Source organism: Janthinobacterium salmonicoloratum, from assembly GCF_051380845.1.
Classification (GTDB): domain Bacteria; phylum Pseudomonadota; class Gammaproteobacteria; order Burkholderiales; family Burkholderiaceae_D; genus Janthinobacterium; species Janthinobacterium lividum_F.
On sequence record NZ_JBNYXV010000001.1, the window covers coordinates 849,284 to 869,074 of the forward strand.

18 protein-coding genes are annotated in these 19,791 nt (G+C 63.1%); 6 read left to right on the top strand and 12 right to left on the bottom strand.

The annotated features are described in order from the left end of the window. Window positions 1–28: 28 nt before the first annotated feature. From ACQ4WY_RS03915 to ACQ4WY_RS03925, 3 genes are all read right to left on the bottom strand, one after another. Window positions 29–1,234: a phage tail tube protein gene (locus ACQ4WY_RS03915; protein WP_436502915.1), complete on the bottom strand. Its 1,206-nt coding sequence runs from the start codon at window positions 1,232–1,234 to the stop codon at window positions 29–31. Window positions 1,235–1,580: 346 nt separating this feature from the next. Continuing rightward, window positions 1,581–2,123 (bottom strand): hypothetical protein, encoded by a 543-nt coding sequence (locus tag ACQ4WY_RS03920; protein ID WP_436502916.1) that lies wholly within the window; start codon window positions 2,121–2,123, stop codon window positions 1,581–1,583. A 24-nt stretch (window positions 2,124–2,147) separates the two neighbouring features. After that, a complete protein-coding gene (locus tag ACQ4WY_RS03925) occupies window positions 2,148–2,561 on the bottom strand; it encodes a FeoC-like transcriptional regulator (RefSeq protein WP_353656576.1) in 414 nt (137 codons plus the stop codon). Between the two features lie 149 nt (window positions 2,562–2,710). On the opposite strand from ACQ4WY_RS03925, the gene ACQ4WY_RS03930 reads away from it, so the two are divergent. Continuing rightward, a complete protein-coding gene (locus ACQ4WY_RS03930; protein ID WP_353656575.1) occupies window positions 2,711–3,424 on the top strand; it encodes a S24 family peptidase in 714 nt (237 codons plus the stop codon). Window positions 3,425–3,468: 44 nt separating this feature from the next. On the opposite strand, the gene ACQ4WY_RS03935 is transcribed toward ACQ4WY_RS03930, so the two are convergent. The 7 genes from ACQ4WY_RS03935 to ACQ4WY_RS03965 form a co-directional block, all read right to left on the bottom strand. Then, window positions 3,469–5,355 carry a propionate--CoA ligase gene (locus tag ACQ4WY_RS03935; protein WP_436502917.1) on the bottom strand — a complete coding sequence of 629 codons (1,887 nt, stop codon included), beginning with the start codon at window positions 5,353–5,355 and terminating at the stop codon, window positions 3,469–3,471. Window positions 5,356–5,458: 103 nt separating this feature from the next. Next, window positions 5,459–6,649, bottom strand: coding sequence for a 2-methylaconitate cis-trans isomerase PrpF (gene prpF / locus ACQ4WY_RS03940; RefSeq protein ID WP_436502918.1), 1,191 nt, complete (start codon window positions 6,647–6,649; stop codon window positions 5,459–5,461). Window positions 6,650–6,710: 61 nt separating this feature from the next. After that, window positions 6,711–9,305: a Fe/S-dependent 2-methylisocitrate dehydratase AcnD gene (acnD, locus tag ACQ4WY_RS03945; protein ID WP_436504387.1), complete on the bottom strand. Its 2,595-nt coding sequence runs from the start codon at window positions 9,303–9,305 to the stop codon at window positions 6,711–6,713. Between the two features lie 11 nt (window positions 9,306–9,316). Further along, window positions 9,317–10,471: a bifunctional 2-methylcitrate synthase/citrate synthase gene (gene prpC / locus ACQ4WY_RS03950; protein ID WP_353656572.1), complete on the bottom strand. Its 1,155-nt coding sequence runs from the start codon at window positions 10,469–10,471 to the stop codon at window positions 9,317–9,319. Between the two features lie 69 nt (window positions 10,472–10,540). Then, the gene (gene prpB / locus ACQ4WY_RS03955) at window positions 10,541–11,428 is read right to left on the bottom strand and encodes a methylisocitrate lyase (protein WP_436502919.1); all 888 of its coding nucleotides are present in this window, start codon (window positions 11,426–11,428) and stop codon (window positions 10,541–10,543) included. 367 nt (window positions 11,429–11,795) lie between these two features. Then, the gene (locus ACQ4WY_RS03960; protein ID WP_353656571.1) at window positions 11,796–12,044 is read right to left on the bottom strand and encodes a hypothetical protein; all 249 of its coding nucleotides are present in this window, start codon (window positions 12,042–12,044) and stop codon (window positions 11,796–11,798) included. Between the two features lie 123 nt (window positions 12,045–12,167). Further along, the gene (locus ACQ4WY_RS03965) at window positions 12,168–12,404 is read right to left on the bottom strand and encodes a hypothetical protein (protein WP_353656570.1); all 237 of its coding nucleotides are present in this window, start codon (window positions 12,402–12,404) and stop codon (window positions 12,168–12,170) included. Between the two features lie 176 nt (window positions 12,405–12,580). On the opposite strand from ACQ4WY_RS03965, the gene ACQ4WY_RS03970 reads away from it, so the two are divergent. Then, entirely contained in the window at window positions 12,581–13,438 is an 858-nt protein-coding gene (locus ACQ4WY_RS03970) for an MBL fold metallo-hydrolase (protein ID WP_436502920.1), read from the top strand. A gap of 32 nt (window positions 13,439–13,470) precedes the next feature. Here ACQ4WY_RS03970 and ACQ4WY_RS03975 read toward each other — a convergent pair whose 3' ends face one another. After that, window positions 13,471–14,919: a M20/M25/M40 family metallo-hydrolase gene (locus tag ACQ4WY_RS03975; RefSeq protein WP_436502921.1), complete on the bottom strand. Its 1,449-nt coding sequence runs from the start codon at window positions 14,917–14,919 to the stop codon at window positions 13,471–13,473. A gap of 174 nt (window positions 14,920–15,093) precedes the next feature. On the opposite strand from ACQ4WY_RS03975, the gene ACQ4WY_RS03980 reads away from it, so the two are divergent. From ACQ4WY_RS03980 to ACQ4WY_RS03990, 3 genes are all read left to right on the top strand, one after another. Beyond that, window positions 15,094–15,624, top strand: coding sequence for a GNAT family N-acetyltransferase (locus ACQ4WY_RS03980; protein WP_353656564.1), 531 nt, complete (start codon window positions 15,094–15,096; stop codon window positions 15,622–15,624). A gap of 120 nt (window positions 15,625–15,744) precedes the next feature. After that, window positions 15,745–16,194, top strand: a complete 450-nt coding sequence (locus ACQ4WY_RS03985) for a glycine zipper 2TM domain-containing protein (RefSeq protein WP_436502922.1) — start codon at window positions 15,745–15,747, stop codon at window positions 16,192–16,194. Between the two features lie 149 nt (window positions 16,195–16,343). Next, window positions 16,344–17,294, top strand: a complete 951-nt coding sequence (locus ACQ4WY_RS03990; RefSeq protein ID WP_436502923.1) for a PP2C family protein-serine/threonine phosphatase — start codon at window positions 16,344–16,346, stop codon at window positions 17,292–17,294. Here ACQ4WY_RS03990 and ACQ4WY_RS03995 read toward each other — a convergent pair. After that, entirely contained in the window at window positions 17,275–17,694 is a 420-nt protein-coding gene (locus ACQ4WY_RS03995; protein WP_353656561.1) for a DUF2177 family protein, read from the bottom strand. The two genes, ACQ4WY_RS03990 and ACQ4WY_RS03995, sit on opposite strands and share 20 nt — an antisense overlap. Window positions 17,695–18,045: 351 nt before the next feature. Between ACQ4WY_RS03995 and ACQ4WY_RS04000 the strand changes: the two genes are divergently transcribed. Next, entirely contained in the window at window positions 18,046–19,617 is a 1,572-nt protein-coding gene (locus ACQ4WY_RS04000) for an FHA domain-containing protein (protein WP_436502924.1), read from the top strand. The last annotated feature ends 174 nt before the right edge of the window (window positions 19,618–19,791 follow it).

Below are 19,791 nucleotides of genomic sequence, written 5' to 3' on the forward strand. Positions count from 1 at the left end.
AGGCGGCCCCGGTGCAGGTGCTAGCCGCTTACAGCACGCTGTCCTGGATGCTCAAGGTGGTCGCTTCGTGCTGCGCGTCGCTGCCCTTGTAGCGCAGGACGTCGAAGGCGCAGGTGACGATCTTGTTTTTCTCGCCGTCGTCGATCTTGGCCGAGGTGATCTTGATGCGGCCCATGGCCAGCGCCAGCACGTCGGCGGTCGGCGCCGTGCCCGACGCCATGGCGTAGGCCAGCGGGACTTCCGTCTCGGACTTGAAATAATCGAGGTAGGTGGCGTCCTGCAGCAGCACCGTGAACTGCCCCGAGCCCATCACCTTGCCGCGCGAGGCGGCCGTGGCATACTTCGAGCCGATCACCGGATCGACCTTGACCTGGCCGTCGAGCGAGACGGACATGCCGGTGCAGATCTGCGACGGGATGCCGTTCACGGACAGCATTGCCGTGGCGCCTGAAAACTTGCCGGAGCCCGGCGCGGCCAGCGGCGCGGGGAAGTACGGCACGGCCGTGGTCGGGCCTTCCGCCTTGCCCATCAGGGTGAAGTCCAGGCTCGTGATACCGTTCGGCTGCACGGCGATATCCATCTTGCTGACCAGCTGGTCGACGAAGCTGCGGTGCACGCCGATCTTCGGGTCCTGCACTTCGGCTGTGAACCAGTCGGTGGTATGGCCCGTCAACGGGGTGAAACTGCGCTTGCCCACCGCGGCCACACCGACCGAGTCGCCTGCCGCCTTGACGATCATGGCCGAGCCGTCCATGAACTGGCCATTCAGGTTGGTGGCCGTCACCGACGTGACGAAGAAGTTCTTCGCGTTGTTGGCCGCGGCAGGCGCCGTCATGCCGGTGATGCGCACCACGCTGCCGGCGCGGAAACCTTCCGCCAGCCAGGAGCCGGCGCTGCGCGTCAGGCCGGAGGCGGCCGCCGCGATGGTGGTTTGCGCGGCAGCCACGCCGCCTGCCGTGAAGTCGCGGCGCAGCAGCGCAGCCATCAACGGTGCATACGTGCCGCACGCCGCTTCAGCCTTGATGGCGCCCGTGGTGCGGAAGTTGCCCAGGCGGGTATCGCCCTGCTGCTGGCTGGCGTCGATTTCAGCGCTCGCGTATTTGTCCGCTTCCGTGTCGAAAGTGGCCGTGACGCGGGGGTAAATCTGGCCGGCGCCGGCGGCGGCCTTGCTGCCTTCTGCGCTTTGTTTGCTGATAACGATCAAGCTGTCGATGCCGTTTGCTGTCGATGCCATAGTTGTAAAACCTTTCGTGGGATAAAAAAAGACCGCCAGGGGCGGTCTTGGGGAAGGAACTGCGAATAATCAGGAAGACAAATGAAAAACCCGCGCACGGTGAGGCGGCGGGCGGGCGTCCGGATGGCACGGGGCCATGCCGGACGGAAGTTGGGCGAAGGGGCCAAGAAAGCCGTTCGCTGCGCTGATTTCCCCTATCGGTGTCGCGCCTTGAGCGCGTCTATTACGAGTGGAGAAGCATGTGGTCCTGCGGTACTGCTATGTTGCCGATGTTGCTGTTGCTGCGTGATCGAGACTCTATTGTAGGGGCGTTTTTTTCAGTGCCAGGCATATTGCAAAAAATTTGTTAGTGACCAAGGCGGCGCATGGCGCGGGCGCCGTGCGACTGGAAGATGCCTTCCAGTTCGCTGACCATGTCCTTGATGCGTTCGAGCTCGAAGCCGCCGGAGCAGCTGATGGCCGCTTCGCCGGCACCGTGGCAAGCCTGGCACACAACAGGCGCACCGGCCTGCATGGCAGCGACGACGCCCGTGCCGTGGCAGACCTTGCATTTGCTGTCGAGCCAATGCGCGAGCGACGCTTCGGCCACGCGGCGGTACAAGGTATTGGCTGCCTGCGCATCCCAGGCCGTATGCGCCTTGACCCAGCGCCGCGCGCGGCCCTTCTGCGTCACGGCCGCCGTCCAGGCGCGCAGCAGTTGCGCCAGGTTGCCCGCATTGCCTTCGAACAGGCGGCTGACGGTGCCATCCGCGTACTTGACGCGGCACAGCAAGGCGCCCATGTCGCCAGCCAGCGCCGCCGCCGCGATCACGTCCTGGTCGTGGTGGACGGCATCGTCGCGCAAATTCCGCGACGACAGCGATGCGATGTATTTTTCTGCAAATCCCATGATTTCTCCTCGTTGATACTTGTCTTAGTTTTCCTGCGCCGGGCCGAACAGGGCAGCTACCAGCGGATCGCGGTGCGCCGTGCCGCGTGCCCAGCTGGCCGTGCGGCGTACTTGCGGCGGAAGTTCGGCCCAACCGTCGACCTCGTCATCTTGCTCGCCCAGCGCGTACAGGGCGGGCCGCTGGCGCCCCGGCTCGGTGCAGTGGCGCTGCGCCAAATGGATTTGTCCCATGCCGCACATGTGGCGCAAATAGCGGCTCATGGTGCCCGCATCGAGACCCAGCAAAGCGGACAACTGCGCCGCGCTGGCCTGGCCCTGCTCGCGAATGTACTGCGCGATGCGGGCGATATGCAGCTGCGACTTCTTGCTGCGTCCCTGTAACTGGCGCCCCTGCCGTGGCGCCGCCCTGCTTTCAACCAACTGACTGCTGTTCAACATCTGCCTGACCTCCCGTGGTGTCGCCAACCGGCAGACGCTGTAGTGCGTTTGCGACAGGCAACGAGTGGACTTTATCAATCGCTAATGTTAAAGTCAAGCATTTGGTAATTTATCAAACGGTAAATTTCAGGTTTAATGGGGAAATGAATATGTATCAATACAGACGCGACCGCCTGCTGGCCCTGATCCGCGAGCACTACGACAACACGCGCAAGAAAATTTCCGACGTCAGCGGCTGGAGCGAGGCGCGCATCTCGCAAATCCTCTCGCCCACCTACCGCGAGGGACGCGCCTTCAGCGAAAAGATCGCGCGCAAGCTGGAAGCGGACCTGCAGCTGGACAGCATGTACTTCGACCAGGGCGCAGCGCCAGACCAGGCGGCGCTGGCGGCACGCGCGCTGAACGGCGTGCAGCCGGTGGTGGTGGAAGATGGCGAGGATGAGCGCTTCTACCCGATCCGCAAGGTGAAACTGCGCCTGTCGGCCGGCATCACGGGCTTTGCCATCGAACCGGAAACGCACGACGGCAGCACCATCAGCGTGCCGCGCAGTTGGGTCGAACGCAATGGCTACCACCCTGAAAAACTGGTGGCGATCAAGGTCAAGGGCGAGAGCATGGAGCCGGCCCTGTACGAGGACGACGTGGTGATCATCAATACGGCCGACAACAGGCCGGCCGATGGCATCGTGTTTGCCATCAATTACGAAGGCGAACCGGTGGTCAAGCGCATGGCGCGCGATATCGGCGAATGGTGGCTGACGTCGGACAACCCGGACCAGCGCAAATACCACCGCAAACTGTGCCGCGGCAATGAATGCCTGATCGTGGGCAGGGTCGTGCGTAAGGAAAGCGACCGCATTTGAGAATGAAGTTTATCGATTGATAAACTTCATTCTCGTCATGGCGCTTAAGCCAGCGCTGCCTGGATCTGCTGCAGCGATGCCGGATCGTCCATCGACGTCAGGTCGCCCGGGCTGCGTCCTTCGCAGATGGCCTGGATCGAACGGCGCAGCAGCTTGCCCGAACGCGTCTTCGGCAACTGCGGCACGAACAACACGCGCGCGGGCCGCGCCACGGCGCCCAGCTGGCGGTCGACCACGGCCATCACTTCGCGTTCGAGCACCGCTTTCGCGTCCAAGCTGTCGAAACCCCGCGGGTCCTTCAGGATCACGAAGGCCATCGCCACCTGCCCTTTGAGCTTGTCTTCCACGCCCACCACGGCCACTTCCGACACGTTGGGATGGCTGCTGATGCTTTCCTCGATTTCGCGCGTGCCCAGGCGGTGGCCGGCCACGTTGATCACGTCATCGGTGCGGCCCAGAATGAAGTAATAGCCATCCGCATCGCGCATGCCCCAGTCGAACGTGGAATAGACTTGCCGGCCGCTGAAAGTAGACCAGTAGGTGTCGACGAAGCGCTCGTCGTCGCCGTACACCGTCTGCATGCAGCCCGGCGGCAGCGGGCCTTCCAGCACCAGCACACCCTTCTCGTTGGCACCGCACTCCTCGCCCGTCGCTTCGTTGAGCAGCTTGACCTGGTAGCCGTACATAGCCATGCCCGGGCTGCCCAGGCGCGTCGGCGTGTCGGCAACACCCTTGGCCACCGAGAGAATCGGCCAGCCCGTCTCCGTCTGCCAGTAGTTGTCGATGATGTCCACTTTCAGTTCGTCGGCGATCCATTGCGACGTGGTTTCATCGAGCGGTTCGCCCGCCAGGTACAGCGCCTTCAGTGACGACAGGTCGTGCTTGCGCATCAGTTCCACCGGGTGCTTGCGCAGCACGCGGATGGCCGTCGGCGCAGAGAACATGCGCGTAACCTTGTATTTTTCAACGATGCTCCACCAGATGCCGGCATCGGGACAAACCGGCAAGCCCTCGTACAGGATGGTGGCCATACCGGCGATCAGCGGGCCATACACGATGTAGGAATGACCCACCACCCAGCCGATATCCGAAGTGGCAAAGAAGGTTTCGCCAGGCTTGCCGCAGAAGTTGTACTGCATCGACGACGCCAGCGCCACCGCATAGCCGCCCACATCGCGCTGCACGCCCTTCGGTTTGCCCGTCGTGCCCGAGGTGTACAGCACATACGACGGCTCGTTCGATTCGAGCCAGGTGACGGGCACCTGCGCGTCCAGGTGCTGCTCGCGCAGTGTCGCGTAATCGACGTCGCGGCCCGGCGTCAGTTCCATCGGCACGAGATGGCGGTCTACCAGCAGCACCTGCTGCGGCTTGTGCGCGGCAATGCGGATGGCTTCGTCGAGCAGCGGCTTGTAGGCAATCGCCTTGCCATTGCGCGAACCGGCATCGGCGGAAAACACCAGCTTGGGCTGCGCATCGTCGATGCGGCTGGCCAGGCTGTTGGCGGCAAAGCCGCCGAACACCACGGAATGCACGGCGCCGATGCGGGCACACGCGAGCATGGCGAAGGCCGCCTCGGCGATCATCGGCATGTAGATCAATACACGGTCGCCCTTGACGACGCCCAGCGACAGCAAAATGGCGGCGCAGCGTTCCACTTCGCGCTGCAGTTCGCGAAAGCTGTAGCTGCGTTCGGTATTGGTTTCAGTGGAAATGGCGATCAGCGCGGCCGCATCGCCCTGGCTGTCTACCCAGCGGTCAACGGCGTTGTGGCACAGATTGGTGGTGCCGCCGACGAACCATTTGGCGAACGGTGGGTGCGAATAGTCGAGCACTTGCGAAAAGGCGGTATGCCAATCGATCTTGTCAGCTTCCTCGCGCCAAAAAACGTCAGGCGTGTCGATCGAGCGTTGATAAAATGCTGCGAAATCCATGTCTCCTCCAGTATGCGTGCATTCTTGTATCGGGGCCTGGCCGAACTGGCCTGGCCACCGCTTGTGTGCATCGCCTGCGTGCCATCCGCCTGCGTATTTTTTCCTAAAACGCGTCGCCGGGAATGCGCACAAGCCCTTCCATCAGCACGCGCGCGCTGCGGCTCATGATGGCCTTGGTGACGCTCCATGCGCCATCGGCCAGCGTCGCTTCCGCGCCCACCATCAGGGTGCCGGATGGGTGGCCGAAGCGCACGGCGTTGCGGTGACCGCCGCCGGCCGCCAGGTTGACCAGAGTGCCGGGAATGGCCGCCGCCGTGCCGATGGCGACAGCGGCCGTACCCATCATGGCGTGGTGCAGCTTGCCCATGGACAGAGCGCGCACCAGCAGGTCGATATCGCCCGCGTCCACCTTTTTCCCGCTGGACGAAACATAGCCGGCCGACTTGGCGACAAAGGCCACTTTCGGCGTATGCTGGCGCTTCGCCGCTTCGTCCAGGTGGGAAATCAAACCCATGCGCAGCGCGCCATGCGCGCGGATGGTCTCGAAACGGGCCAGCGCGACCGGATCGCCATTGATGGCGTCCTGCAGTTCCGTGCCCGTGTAGCCGATGGCATGCGCATCGACAAAAATCGTCGGGATGCCGGCATTGATCATCGTGACTTTCAAGGTACCGATGCCGGGCACGTCGAGGTCATCGACCAGGTTCCCAGTAGGAAACATCGCACCGCCGCCGCCCTCTTCCTCGGCGGCCGGATCGAGGAATTCCAGTTTCACTTCGGCGGCCGGGAAGGTCACGCCATCGAGCTCGAAGTCGCCCGTTTCCTGTACTTCGCCATTCGTCATGGGCACGTGGGCGATGATGGTTTTGCCGATATTGGCTTGCCAGATGCGCACCGTGGCGATGCCGTTTGCAGGCACGCGGGCGGCGTCCACCAGCCCGCTGGCAATGGCGAACGAGCCGACGGCGGCCGACAGGTTGCCGCAATTTCCGCTCCAGTCGACAAACGGCTTGTCGATGGAGACCTGGCCGAACAGGTAGTCAACGTCGTGCTCAGGCTTGGCGCTTGCCGCCAGGATCACCGTCTTGCTGGTGCTCGAGGTGGCGCCGCCCATGCCGTCGATCTGCTTGCCATACGGGTCGGGGCTGCCGATCACGCGCAGCAGCAAAGCGTCGCGCGCAGCGCCCGGCACTTGCGCGCTGGCGGGCAAATCCTGCAGGCGGAAGAACACGCCCTTGCTGGTGCCGCCACGCATGTAGGTGGCGGGGATTTTGATTTGGGGGGTGTGGGTCATGAGATTTCCTGAAAAGCCGGGCAGCGCGCGCCTGCGCGCCACCCGGTGGATGACGAACTGCTTACGCTGCCTTGGACGACTCGAGGAAATCTTGCGCGAAGCGCTGCAAGACGCCGCCGGCCTCGTAAATCGACACCTCTTCCGCCGTATCGAGGCGACAGGTGACGGGCACTTCGAGCGTTTCGCCGCTCTTGCGGTGGATGAGCAGGGTCAGGGTGGAGCGCGGCGTGCGCTCGCCCACGACGTCGTAGGTTTCGCTGCCATCGAGACCCAGGGTCTTGCGATTCACGCCTGGCAAAAATTCCAGCGGCAAGACGCCCATGCCCACCAGGTTGGTGCGGTGGATGCGCTCGAAGCCTTCGGCCACGATGGCTTCCACGCCGGCCAGGCGCACGCCCTTGGCGGCCCAGTCGCGCGAGGAGCCCTGGCCATAGTCGGCGCCGGCGATGATGATCAATGGCTGCTTGCGCTCCATGTACACCTCGATGGCTTCCCACATGCGCGAGATGGTGCCTTCCGGCTCGATGCGCGTGAGCGAACCGGCCTTCACCTTGCCATCTTCGATCACCATCTCGTTTTTCAGGGTCGGGTTGGCAAAAGTGGCGCGCTGCGCCGTCAAATGGTCGCCCCGGTGCGTGGCGTAGGAATTGAAGTCTTCCTCCGGCAAGCCCATCTTCGCCAGGTATTCGCCGGCCGCGCTATCGAGCATGATGGCGTTCGATGGCGACAAATGGTCGGTGGTGATGTTGTCGCCCAGGACGGCCAGCGGACGCATGCCTTTCAAGGGGCGCGCGCCAGCCAGCGCGCCTTCCCAGTACGGCGGACGGCGGATATACGTCGTCTGCGGACGCCAGTCGTACAGGGGGCTGACCTTGATGCCGTCGTCCGCCTGCGCAGCGAACATGGGAATGTACACCTTGCGGAACTGCTCCGGCTTGACGCTGGATGCGACGATGGCGTCGATTTCCTCGTCCGATGGCCAGATATCCTTGAGCAGAATCGGCTTTCCGTCCGGGGCGATGCCCAGCACATCCTTCTCGATATCGAAGCGGATGGTGCCGGCAATCGCATACGCCACCACCAGCGGCGGCGAGGCGAGGAAAGCCTGTTTCGCGTACGGGTGGATGCGGCCGTCGAAGTTGCGGTTACCCGACAAGACAGCCGTGGCGTACAGGTCGCGCGACACCACTTCTTCCTGGATCACCGGGTCGAGCGCGCCCGACATGCCATTGCACGAGGTGCAGGCGAAAGCCACGACGCCGAAGCCCAATGTTTCGAGCTCCGGCATCAGGCCCGCTTCCTGCAGATACAATTCCACGGTTTTCGAGCCGGGCGCCAGCGACGATTTCACCCAGGGTTTGCGCGTCAAGCCGAGGCGGTTCGCATTGCGCGCGATCAGGCCGGCGGCGATCATGTTGCGCGGATTGTTCGTGTTGGTGCAGCTGGTGATGGCCGCGATGATGACGGCGCCGTCCGGCATCTTGCCCGGCTCATTTTCCACCACGCCGGAGATCCCCCGCGCAGCCAGTTCCGACGTCGGCACGCGGTTGTGCGGATTCGACGGCCCCGCGATATTGCGCACGACGGACGACAGGTCGAAGCTCAAGACGCGCTCGTACTGCGCGTCTACCAGACTGTCGGCCCACAAGCCAGTCTCTTTTGCGTACAGTTCCACCAGTTTCACCAGTTCGTCGTCGCGGCCCGTCAATTTCAAATACTTGATGGTTTGCGCATCGATATAGAACATGGCGGCCGTGGCGCCAAATTCCGGCGCCATATTCGAGATCGTGGCGCGGTCGCCCAGGGTCAGGTGCGAAGCGCCCTCGCCAAAGAATTCCAGGTAGGACGAGACGACCTTCTGCTTGCGCAAAAATTCCGTCAGCGCCAGCACCGTGTCCGTGGCCGTAATGCCCGGCTGCGGCTTGCCCGTCAGCTTGACGCCGATGATGTCGGGCAGGCGCATCCACGAGGCGCGGCCCAGCATCACGCTTTCCGCTTCCAGGCCGCCCACGCCGATGGCGATCACGCCCAGCGCATCGACCATGGGCGTATGCGAATCCGTGCCCACCAGGGTGTCGGGATAGGCCACGCCATTTTGCACCTGGATCACGGGCGACATGCGCTCGAGATTGATCTGGTGCAGGATGCCGTTGCCCGGAGGGATCACGTCGACGTTCTTAAAGGCTTTCTTGGTCCAGTCGATGAAGTCGAAACGGTCTTCGTTGCGGCGGTCTTCGATGGCGCGGTTCTTGGCGAAGGCGTCGGGATCGAAACCGCCGCATTCGACGGCCAGCGAATGGTCGACTACCAGCTGCGTCGGCACGACAGGATTGACCAGCGCCGGATCGCCGCCCTGGGCTGCGATGGCGTCGCGCAGGCCGGCCAGGTCGACCAGGGCCGTCTGGCCCAGGATGTCATGGCAGACAACGCGGGCGGGGAACCACGGAAAATCGAGGTCGCGGCGGCGTTCGATGAACTGGCTCAGCGACGCGTTCAGGGTGGCAGGGTCGCAGCGGCGCACGAGGTTTTCCGCCAGCACGCGCGAGGTATAGGGCAAGGTGGCGTAGGCCCCTGGCTGGATCGCATCGACGGCAGCACGCGTGTCGAAATAGTCTAGCTGGGTGCCCGGCAAGGGCTTGCGGTGCAAGGTGTTCATAGTCGTGACCATTATTTGCGGTCCTTGATCGGCACGAATTCCAGGTCTTCCGGACCCACGTAATTGGCGCTCGGGCGGATGATCTTGTTATCGATGCGCTGTTCGATGATGTGGGCGGCCCAGCCCGAAGTGCGCGAGATGACGAACAGCGGCGTAAACATCGCCGTCGGCACGCCCATCATGTGGTACGACACGGCCGAGAACCAGTCCAGGTTCGGGAACATGTTCTTGATTTCCCACATGACCGATTCCAGGCGCTCGGCGATGTCGAACATCTTGGTGGAACCGGCTTCCTGCGACAGCGAGCGGGCCACTTCCTTGATGACTTTATTGCGCGGGTCGGAAATCGTGTAGACGGGGTGGCCGAAGCCGATCACCACTTCCTTGTTGGCCACGCGCTCACGGATGTCCGCTTCCGCTTCATCGGCGTTGTCGTAGCGTTTCTGGATGTCCAGCGCCACTTCGTTCGCGCCGCCGTGTTTCGGACCGCGCAGCGCGCCGATGGCGCCCGTGATGGCCGAGTGGATGTCCGAGCCCGTGCCGGCGATCACGCGGCTGGTGAAGGTCGAAGCGTTGAATTCGTGTTCCGCGTACAGGATCAGCGACGTGTGCATGGCTTTTTCCCACGACGCCGACGGTTTTTCGCCATGCAGCAGGTGCAAGAAGTGGCCACCAATCGAATCGTCGTCCGTTTCCACTTCGATGCGCTTGCCGTTATGGCTGTAGTGGTACCAATACAGCAGCATGGAGCCGAACGACGCCATCAGGCGATCGGCGATGTCACGCGCGCCGGGCGCGTTGTGATCGTCTTTTTCCGGCAGGGTGCAGCCCAGCACGGAGACGCCCGTGCGCATCACGTCCATCGGGTGGGCAGCGGCGGGCAAGGCTTCCAGCGCCAGCTTGACGGCGGACGGCAGGCCGCGCAGGGATTTCAGCTTGGCCTTGTAGCCTTTCAATTCGGCGGACGTCGGCAGCTTGCCGTGCACCAGCAGGTAAGCGATTTCCTCGAACTCGCAGCTGTCGGCCACGTCCAGGATGTCATAGCCGCGGTAATGCAAATCGTTGCCGGTCTTGCCGACCGAGCACAGCGCCGTATTGCCGGCGGTGACGCCGGACAGGGCGACGGATTTTTTAGGCTTGAAAGTAGCGACTTGCGGTGCGGTCATTGTGTTCTCCAGATTGAATAGTCTCGGGTGCGTCATTGCGGGACCGGCATGCGGTCCCTGCTTCTTTACTTATTTCTTTTGCGCGGCGAACAGCGCGTCGAGCTTTTGCTCGAAATCGTGGTAATTGATCGATTCATACAGCTCCATGCGCGTCTGCATGGTGTCGACGACATTCTTTTGCGTGCCATCGCGGCGCAGCGCGCGGTAGACGTTTTCCGCCGCCTTGTTCATGGCGCGGAAGGCCGACAGCGGGTACAGGGCCAGGCCCACGTGGGCGCTGCGCAGTTCGTCCAGGGTGAACAGCGGCGTGGAACCAAATTCCGTGATGTTGGCCAAAATCGGTACATTGACGGCCTTGGCGAACGTGGCGTACATGTCCAGGTCCGTGATGGCTTCCGGGAAGATCATGTCGGCACCGGCTTCGACGCAGGCGACAGCACGCTCCAGTGCCGCTTCCAGGCCATCGACGGCCAGCGCATCGGTGCGCGCCATGATGACGAAGTTCGGGTCCGTGCGCGCATCGACGGCCGCCTTGATGCGGTCGACCATTTCTTCCTTGCTCACGATTTCCTTGCCCGGACGGTGGCCGCAGCGCTTGGCGCCCACCTGGTCTTCGATGTGCAGGCCGGCCGCGCCGAACTTGATCATCGATTTCACCGTGCGCGCCACATTGAAGGCGGACGAACCGAAGCCCGTGTCGGCATCGACCAGCAGAGGCAGGTCGCATACGTCGGTAATGCGGCGGATATCGGTCAGCACGTCGTCCAGGCTGGAAATGCCCAGGTCGGGCAAGCCCAGCGAGCCGGCCGCGACACCGCCGCCGGACAGGTAGATGGCTTTATAGCCGGCGCGCTTGGCCAGCAAGGCGTGGTTGGCGTTGATGGCGCCGACGACTTGCAACGGGGATTCTTCCTGGACAGCCTTGCGGAATGCGGCACCTGCGGAGTATTGACTCATGTGTTCACCTTATGGGTTTCGGATGGTCCCGAATGTTTCACGGAGTGGCTATGAACATTGGTATTGCAAATGCCGTGCCAGGCCAGCGCGGCGCCGCGACAAACACGTGACGGCAGAGTGAAAACAGGAGGCAAGGCGCCAACCCGCGCTACTCAGGGCTGTCCCGCCAGGGAACAGCGAGCTCACGTTTGACCAATGAAACGTTTCATTTCCGTTTCATTATTTCATCTTGAAACATAATATTGAAACATGCAACAACACTGACGGAAAAGGAGGGAAGCAGGCCGACGTGCAGCCAGCAGCGCTTGAAAGAAAAACAGCCGGCGAATGCCGGCTGCGGGAACACAAGGACTGAAGGGATAGAGAATCAGGCCAGGCGCACCAGCGGATTGGCGATGATGTTGTCGATCTGGCGCACGGCTTCTTCGCAGGCGGCGGCGATGGCGCCCTCCTCGTCGTCGCGAACGAATTGCATAGTCGAGCCTTCGAATACTTCCAGGCCTTCCGCAGTAGCGCGTTCGATGTCGCAACTGGCCGACCATTTGCCGTCTGTGGTGGGCACGGCCAAGGGAGCGATTTCCCAGCCCTTATAGTGAATTTTAGAACTGCTATTCATTGGATGCCTCCTTCGTGACTGACTCAATAATGGAAATCGTAGCATGAAGCGCGACTGGCAGCGATGTGTTTCACGCGCCAGCCGTAGTCAGGCTCACTTTCGGGCTAAACAATTTACGCTGCTTCAAGGACGCAGCAGATTATCCACTTCCGTCCTGGCCACTTCCAGACCAGCCGTGCAAGCCGTCTCGGGCGCCGCATATCCGCCCAGGGTGCGGCTGCGCGTAATCGCCTGCGCCTCGGATTCGCCTTCGCGCTGCAGGCGGTAGGTAAAATCCCATAAATCGTCGTTATCCTTTTGCGGGGTCACGGAAATAGTAAAACCGCGGTACTGTTCGCTGCGTGCAGTCATATCGTTCATGAATTCCTCCTTGTAAGAATGAGGTTAGCATGCGGCAAGGCACAGGGTGCGCACGTTAGTCGCGCGCCTTGTCCGGCCTCTTATCTGTTTTTCGCATGTTAAATGTCAATTTTCAACATTTTTTGGGCGAACTCTGGCGATATAATGCCCTTCCCTGTCCGTCCCTTGCCGCCGTGATGACTCCACAAATCCAAGCTTTCTTCGACCCCGCCACCGCCACCGTCACCTACGTGGTATATGAGACCGATGGCCGGGACTGCGCCATCATCGATTCCGTGCTCGACTACGATCCCAAGGCGGGCCGCACGTCGACCGCCTCGGCCGACAAGGTGATCGCCTTCGTGCGCGAACACGGCTTGCAGTGCTGCTGGCTGCTGGAAACCCATGCGCACGCCGATCATCTTTCCGCCGCGCCCTACCTGCAGCAGCAACTGGGCGGCGACGTGGCCATCGGCGCCGCTATCCGGACGGTGCAGCAGGCGTTCGCCGCCGTTTACCATCAGGATGACGCCAGGGCCGACGGTTCGCAGTTCGACCAGCTGTTCGCGCCCGACCAGGTTTTTCATATCGGCACACTGGAAGTGCGCGCCCTGCACGTGCCCGGCCACACGCCGGCCGACCTGGCTTACCAGATCGGCGACGCCGTCTTCGTGGGCGACACCCTGTTCATGCCGGACGTGGGCTCGGCCCGCTGCGACTTTCCCGGCGGCTCGGCCGCGCTGCTGTACCGCTCGGTGCAGCGCCTGCTGGCGTTGCCGCCGCAGACGCGGCTGTTCATGTGCCACGACTACCCACCCGATGGCCGCGCGCCGCGCTGGGAAGTGACGGTGGCCGAACAGCGTGCCAGCAACATCCACCTTCGCGACGGCATTACGGAAGAACAATTCGTGGCCATGCGCACCAGCCGCGACGCCACCCTGGACATGCCGACATTGATCCTGCCTGCCATCCAGGTCAACATCAATGCGGGCAAGCTGCCCGAGCCGGAAGACAACGGCGTGCGTTACCTGAAGATACCGCTGAACGCGATTTAAACGGTACTGCACCATAGGCAGGCGCCGCATCCTTACTCCGACTGCTCCGGCGCGCGCCCGATCTCGCCGTCAATATTGGCCAGGAACCACGCCAGCGACGACATCAGCGCCACGTTGCGCTTCAGGTTATCCGGGTCGACCTTGTCCAAGGTGTCGGCCGACGTATGGTGGTAGTGGAAGTAACTGTGGCTGTCGACCAGCGGCTCGAAGCTGGGCACGCCGCCCGTTTCCAGGCGGTGCAAATCGCCCGTACCCAGCGCGTCGCGGCGCGTGAAGGCGTGCGCGCCCATCGGCTGCAGGGCCGCGCGCAGGGGCGCAAACAGCTTTTCCGCTTTCGGCCCCACGCTGGCGAGGATGCCGAACGGGCGGCCGGCGCCGCTATCCATCTCGATGGCCGCATATTGTTTACCGAGCGCCTGCTTGTGGGCCTCGAAATAGGCCTGGCCACCGCGACCGCCATTTTCTTCGTTCATCCAGGCGATCACGCGGATGGTGCGGCGCGGGCGATAATCGAGTTTTTTCAGGGTTTCCACCACGCCCATGGCCGCCACCACGCCGGCGCCGTCGTCGTGCGCGCCCGTCGCCAGGTCCCAGGAATCGAGGTGGCCCGAGACCACCACCACTTCGTCGGCCTTGTCCGTGCCCGGCCAGTCGGCGATGACGTTGTAGCTGTCCGCTTCCGGCAGGTTTTGCGGCGTCAGGGTCAGGTGCATTTTCAGGGGGCCGCGCGCGGCCAGTCGGCCCATCAGCAAGGCGTCTTCCACGGTGACGGCGGCGGCGGGTATGCGTTTATTGTCGTCCAGGCCCGTGGCGCCCGCGTGCGGGATGCGGAAGTTCGCGCCGCCGATCGAGCGCACCAGCGCGGCGGCCGCACCCAGGTCGGCCGCTGCCTTCGGTCCTAGGAAACGCGAGCGCGAGCCCTGGCCGTAGGTCACGCCGGCCAGGCCCCGCTCGGCCATCTCCTGGTCGAACGGCGTGTCGATCAGCACGATGGCGCCCTTCACTTCCGACGCGCGGGCCTTGAGTTCATCCAGGCTCTTGACGATGATCACGGGCGCCGTCAGGCCGGCGGCCGGGGTGGGGCCGGAACCGCCCAGGGCGGTGAGCACCACGCGCTGCGACACGCCCTGCGGACGGCCAGCATAGTCGACGATTTCCGCCGTTTCCACGCCGCGCACCCAGTGCGGCACTTTCACGGGCTGCAGGGTGACTTTGGCGCCCAGCTGGCGCATGGTCTCGGCCACCTGCTGCACGGCGGCGGCCGCGCCGGCGGAACCGGACAGGCGCGGGCCGATCAAATCCGTCATGTCGGCCAGGCGCGCATACGCCCAGTCGCTTTGCAGCGCGGTGTCGCGCACCTGCGCCAGCGCTTGCGGCGTATTGCCTGGCGCGGCGGCAAAGGCGCCGGCGCTGACGATGCAGCCAAGGGCAAGGGATAAAACGGAACGGCGCAGTGGCGCGCCAGTCAGGATGGTATGCATGTGAGTTCAGTTCCAGTCTACAAGGTCGAAGCGGGTACGCCGTGGCCGTGGGCAAGGCGCGGCTTTCTACGATAGCGTATTTATTCTGTCATTGCAGCAACTTTTACGGCATCGATTGCCTGTTTACGCCAGAGTCGATTACCATGCAGATCGTGATCGCCACCGGATACCGCCATGCTCAAGGGAACTCTCTGCACCATACGGCATTTGACCGCCGCCGACCTGAATACCTATATTTCCCTCGTCAACGACTTGCCCTCGCGCGGCGAGTTTTTCTCGATGCAGTTCAAGTCGCCCGAGGCCATGCGGCGCGACTTCCTGCAATCGGGTTTTGTGACCGAAGATAGCGAATTGTTCCTCATCGAAGATCACGCCCAGCACATCATCGGCACGATCACGCACTTCAAGAGCCGCACGCCAGCCTCGCGCGAGATCGGCTACCGCCTGTTCGACCGGCAGCGGGACGGACGGGGCTACATCAGCGAAGCGACGCGCCTGGTGGTCGACTACCTGTTCAGCGCCTATCCGTATCACCGGCTGGAGCTGCTGATGGACCCGCTGAACATCGGCTCCGAACGCATCGCGCAAAAGAACGGCTTTACCCAGGAAGGCTTGATGCGCCAGGCCTTCTTTATCCACGGCGTGATGCGCGACGTCAAAATGTACAGCCTGCTGCGTCCGGAATGGCAGGCGCGCCTGCGCTGACTTGTTACCGCCGGGGCAGGATTGTAATAAGTTGTATTAGACGTGGAACAAGCGGTGAGCAGCAGATATAGTCCTGTTCATGCAGATCATTGTGATCTCGCCGGAATGGAAGGAAATGCCATGTTGAACAAGAAACTCCTGGGTGCGGTAATGGTAGCGGCAGTGGCTGTGTCTTCGGCCGCAGTCGCCGGTGACCGCGACTTCAATACCGTTGCAGGCGCCGTCGTCGGAGCGGCCATTGGCAACAGCACCGGCGGCCGTAACGGCGCAATCGTCGGTGGCGTGCTTGGCGCCGCTGTCGGTAACAGCATCAGCACGAATGACCGCTATTATGACCGTGGCGGCTATCGCGGCGGCTACCGTGAAACGTATTACCAGCCCGCGCCGCAGCCCGTGTATTACGCCCCTGCTCCGCAGCCAGTGTATTACGCGCCGCCACCGCGCTACTACGGCCCGCCGGCTGTCGTCTACGTGCAACCGGGCCGCGGCTATTACCGCGACCATGGCCGCCGCGACTACTATGACCGCGACTACCATGATCATGGCCGTGGCTGGGGCCATCGCCGTTAAGAACTGCCCTTCACCCGCACCATGAAAAACCTGCGCCAGCCCGCTGCCGCAGGTTTTTTTGCGCGACAGGCAAGGTATCGCCCCTGCACAATATCGGCTAAGCTGCGTCCTATGATCAACATTGCTGGCCGCCTGGACCGCACCAACTGATGCATTTAATTAATGACGAGCTCGACTTCGGCCCCTGGCTCGACGCCGCCGCCGGCACCAGCGTGGGCGGCGGCCCCCAGCCACGCCGCGAAAACCAGGACAATTTCCTGCTGATCGATGCCAGCGGCCACGCCGTCTGCCTGTCGCGGCAGGCGCCGTTCCACTGCCAGGTGCCGGGCTGGCCGTCTGGCCATGTGCGCGCCGCCGTGCTCGACGGCATGGGCGGTCACGGCCAAGGGCGCGAAGCGGCGGAGGCGGCCGTGCAAGGCTTGCTGGCCATGCCCGCCTGCCTCGACACGGCCAGCCTGGCAGCCCGGCTCGACCAGTTGCACACGCGCTTGCAGGACACCTTCGCCAGAACCGCGCCAGCCCAGGCACGGCCACCCGGCACCACCCTGACCTTGCTGGAAGTGCCGCCCGGCGAAGCGCCGCTGCTGTATCACGTGGGCGATTCGCGCCTGTATGAAATTGCCGACGGGACGGCCAGCATCCTCACCGTGGACCACGTGCCGGCCACCGTGTACGCCATGCGCGGCGCGCTCGACGAGACGCGCTGGCGTGCCGCCGTGCACGGCGAGCACCACCCGCAAATCTCGCAGGCATTTATTTTAGGAAACGCCATCAGCGACAGCTTGCAGCTCGACAAGCCCCTGCGCGGCCTCGATGCGGCCACCTTGCCGCCCTTCCTGGCCCACCTGGGTGACCGCCGCGTGCTGCGCGTGCGGCCCGGCGCCCACTATCTGCTGGCCAGTGACGGTTTCTGGGCCTGCGAGGATCCGCTGGCCCTCACGGCCCGCTGGCCCGCCCTGTGTGCCGGCAAGACTGCCGCACAGGCCGTCAGCACCCTGTTCGACGATTTCCTCGCCAACCCGCCAAAAGGCTTGCATAGCGACAACATTACCATGCTGGCGCTGCGCTTCGATGCGGAGTTCACCGCCCCAGGCGGCTAGCAGCCAGATAACCGGCCGTGGCAGACACGGCCGACAGCACGCTGCCCCAGGCCATGTCGATCACCGTCAAGGCCAGCGGCCAGTCGCGCAAGGTCGCATAGTTGCTCAAATCATAGGTTCCATAGGCAAGCAGCCCGAGCACCGCGCCCAGTGCTGCCGCCGTGCGCCCGCGGCGCACGCGCAACCCTGGCAGGATGGCAAAGACCAGCAACCCCGCCCCATACAACAGATAAAACAGCGTGGCCGGCGCCCAGCGGGGCGTGTCCGCCAGCAGCGGTCCCAGCGCCGCAGCGTACACGGGCTTCATCAGCACCGCCAGCCACAGGGCGTCGAGGGCCAGGAATACGCACAAGGTGGCGCCATAAGCTATGGCAAGCTGGAGCGGGCGTTGGACAGGCATGGTCATCTCTCGGCGTCAGGCAGCGTGTGGGGGGGGGTAACGGTTGCGCCAGCATAATGCAAAATGCCGCCAGGCTCGCATTGCAGGCGTAAAAATGCGTGTCCGGAGCGCACGCGCGTTGACGGGAGAACATTACATGCAATATCAAAACAACATATCCAGAAAGATATAAAATGTGTTTTTGAGCAATAGTTTCCATGGCGTACATAGCGCGGTGTGATCAGGGGCATGAATTTGGGCAAAAAGAGCGCTTTCCGGCGCTGCGAAAGTTGCCAAGCAGGTGCAAAAGCGCGTAAGCTCTCAGGTATAACAGAGGGCAAAATGTCCCCGCTCGATTCGAGTCAGAATGTCATGAAAAAATGCAGCAACCCGGAGCACCCGCACTGTACGTTCTGGGTCTTGCCTGGGGAAACAGTCTGCGCGGGCAACCACCCGCAAGCGACGACTGCCCCCAGCAGCTACGACCTGTTGACCGCACTGCGCAGCGCCCGTTCCGAGCCATCGGCAACGGCGGTTTCGCACGCCCCGGCCCATGACGCTGTCTTTCAAGCCGTGAGCGGCCCTGTGCCAGTTTCCGCCGTGCCTCCGACGTTCACGCCAGCCCCCGTTGCCGCGTCAGCGGTGCCCCCGGCCTACCAGCCGGTGCAAGCCCATCTGCACATCAGCGGCTTCGATCCCCGTGCGGCAGGCGGACGGCAAACCCTGAAAATGGAATTGCGCGGCATGAGCGCAGCCTGCGCACCGCAGCTGACCATGCGCCTGCGCTCGGATTTGATTCCCCGCGGCCAGGTGCAGCATGATTTCGTGCGCACCACGCGCGGCGACTGGCGTCCCGTGTTTGTCGAGTTTTCCTCACGCAACAAGGAGCACGGGCAATACCAGATCGAAGTTGAAGTGCACAGCCACGTCGATGGTGCGGCGGCGCAGAAATGGGTATGCACCTTCGTCATCCTCGTGCCGCGCCGCGACGCGACCCTGACGGAAATCCATCAGATATTCCTCAGCACACACAAGAACGTGCGCGTGATGGCCGACGACGCCTCGATCGCCCGCGTGACGGGCGGCGACGGCTGCAACCTCGACGTGACGGCACGCAATGCCGGCATTGCCCACGTGGATTTATCTGCGCCGCAAGGCAAGATCGACATGGGTTTTACCACCATCGCCTGGGACGAGGAGTTGATTGAAGTCGACCTGCCCGCCATCAGCCACTGCCATCCGCACACTAGCCAGGCCGCCTGCCTCGTCAATGCGGCGCCGGAAGCGGGCGAACAGCGCCAGATCCGCCTGTTCGCGCTGGAAGAATGCATGCTGGGCCGTTTCGAACTGGTGGACCCGGAAGCCGATGTGCTGCTCAGCCATTTCAGCCCCGACGGCCAGGACAACAATGGCTTGACGCGTCGCCTGTCGGGCCGCCATGCCATCATCCGCCGCGGTCAGCAAGGCTTTGAAATCGAGGACGTGTCGCGTTACGGTATGCTGCTCGACGGCGTATGGCCCGGCAAGCACAAGCCCGTCGCGCTGCGCCTGGGCATGCGCATCGAATTGTCTGCGAGCATCAAGGGCATCGTCGTACTCAGCGTCACGGCCCTGCTCGCGCACGGCGTGATCCTGCACCGCATCGACCACGGCGCCCGCGCCGAGTGTTTTTACCTGTTGCTGCCCGACACCCAGCCTAGCCCGGCCAGCCACCTGGCCACGCCGCAGGCCAGCTGCCTCCCCCTACTCTTCCACCGCAACGGCGGTTTCTGGCACCTGGACACGGCCAGCGGCAAGGAAACAGCGCTGGCGCCCGCCACCGCGCTCGACAAGCTCAGCGGCTTCGGGCGGCACAACCGCTTCGCCAGCGAACCGTATCCGGAATGCTGGATCATTCGCACCGAAGGTGCGACGCTGTGCGATAGCGCCATGCAAACTGCATAGGGACACTGCACCAAACCTACTGCGCGTCGGTATAGGCGGCCTGCGATGCTCACCGTACTAGAGTACGGTTGCGCTTCTCGACCACCTCTCCCTTCAACTCGCTACGGTTTTGTTCAGTGTTGTAAATCTGCAGTTATCCGCAAGGCACTAGCGGGGTACCAGTACGAGAAAAAT

Coding starts and splice junctions, on each gene's coding strand:
- ACQ4WY_RS03935 (WP_436502917.1), bottom strand. CDS start 5,355: ATGGATTTCGCAGCATTTTATCAACGCTCGATCGACACGCCTGACGTT.
- ACQ4WY_RS03930 (WP_353656575.1), top strand. CDS start 2,711: ATGTATCAATACAGACGCGACCGCCTGCTGGCCCTGATCCGCGAGCAC.
- ACQ4WY_RS03970 (WP_436502920.1), top strand. CDS start 12,581: ATGACTCCACAAATCCAAGCTTTCTTCGACCCCGCCACCGCCACCGTC.
- ACQ4WY_RS03985 (WP_436502922.1), top strand. CDS start 15,745: ATGTTGAACAAGAAACTCCTGGGTGCGGTAATGGTAGCGGCAGTGGCT.
- ACQ4WY_RS03960 (WP_353656571.1), bottom strand. CDS start 12,044: ATGAATAGCAGTTCTAAAATTCACTATAAGGGCTGGGAAATCGCTCCC.
- prpB (WP_436502919.1), bottom strand. CDS start 11,428: ATGAGTCAATACTCCGCAGGTGCCGCATTCCGCAAGGCTGTCCAGGAA.
- prpF (WP_436502918.1), bottom strand. CDS start 6,649: ATGACCCACACCCCCCAAATCAAAATCCCCGCCACCTACATGCGTGGC.
- ACQ4WY_RS03920 (WP_436502916.1), bottom strand. CDS start 2,123: ATGGGATTTGCAGAAAAATACATCGCATCGCTGTCGTCGCGGAATTTG.
- ACQ4WY_RS03965 (WP_353656570.1), bottom strand. CDS start 12,404: ATGAACGATATGACTGCACGCAGCGAACAGTACCGCGGTTTTACTATT.
- ACQ4WY_RS04000 (WP_436502924.1), top strand. CDS start 18,046: ATGAAAAAATGCAGCAACCCGGAGCACCCGCACTGTACGTTCTGGGTC.
- ACQ4WY_RS03925 (WP_353656576.1), bottom strand. CDS start 2,561: ATGTTGAACAGCAGTCAGTTGGTTGAAAGCAGGGCGGCGCCACGGCAG.
- ACQ4WY_RS03975 (WP_436502921.1), bottom strand. CDS start 14,919: ATGCATACCATCCTGACTGGCGCGCCACTGCGCCGTTCCGTTTTATCC.
- ACQ4WY_RS03915 (WP_436502915.1), bottom strand. CDS start 1,234: ATGGCATCGACAGCAAACGGCATCGACAGCTTGATCGTTATCAGCAAA.
- ACQ4WY_RS03990 (WP_436502923.1), top strand. CDS start 16,344: ATGCATTTAATTAATGACGAGCTCGACTTCGGCCCCTGGCTCGACGCC.
- ACQ4WY_RS03980 (WP_353656564.1), top strand. CDS start 15,094: ATGCTCAAGGGAACTCTCTGCACCATACGGCATTTGACCGCCGCCGAC.
- acnD (WP_436504387.1), bottom strand. CDS start 9,305: ATGAACACCTTGCACCGCAAGCCCTTGCCGGGCACCCAGCTAGACTAT.
- prpC (WP_353656572.1), bottom strand. CDS start 10,471: ATGACCGCACCGCAAGTCGCTACTTTCAAGCCTAAAAAATCCGTCGCC.
- ACQ4WY_RS03995 (WP_353656561.1), bottom strand. CDS start 17,694: ATGCCTGTCCAACGCCCGCTCCAGCTTGCCATAGCTTATGGCGCCACC.